This is a genomic window from Pseudomonas sp. 05N434, from assembly GCF_056396965.1.
In genome coordinates, this window is sequence record NZ_JBFTMK010001107.1 from 1 (window position 1) to 487 (window position 487).

General features: G+C 58.9%; 1 protein-coding gene. It reads right to left on the reverse strand.

All coding sequences use genetic code 11. The features are described from left to right. Positions 1-487 (reverse strand): SDR family NAD(P)-dependent oxidoreductase (locus AC1DLB_RS31955; RefSeq protein WP_477786529.1); only part of this gene is annotated, 487 nt, incomplete at both ends.

The window sequence follows — 487 nt, forward strand, 5'->3', positions numbered from 1 at the left end:
GCCCATGCGCTTGAGCGGAATCCCGGAAGTCATCTTTTCCAGCGCTTCAGGTTTCATGCTCAGGGTCATTTCAGTTTCGATGAAGCCCGGCGCAATGCCCGCCACACGAATCCCATAGCGCGCCAGTTCCTTGGCCCAGGTCACGGTCGCCGCAGCGACACCGGCCTTGGCGGCGGAGTAGTTGGTCTGGCCGATATTGCCGGCGCGTGAGATCGACGAGATATTGATGATCGCGCCGCTGTTGTTCAGCTCGACCATTTTTGCCGCGACTTCACGGGTGCACAGGAACACGCCGGTCAGATTGACGTCGATCACCGCTTGCCATTGGGCCAGGCTCATCTTGGTCATTTCGCCATCCTTGACCTTCAGCAACAGGCCGTCACGCAAAATGCCGGCGTTGTTGATCAGGCCATGGATCGCGCCGAAATCGTCGGCCACCTGGCTGACCATATGGGTCACTTGCTCTTCATCGGCGACGTTGCACAAG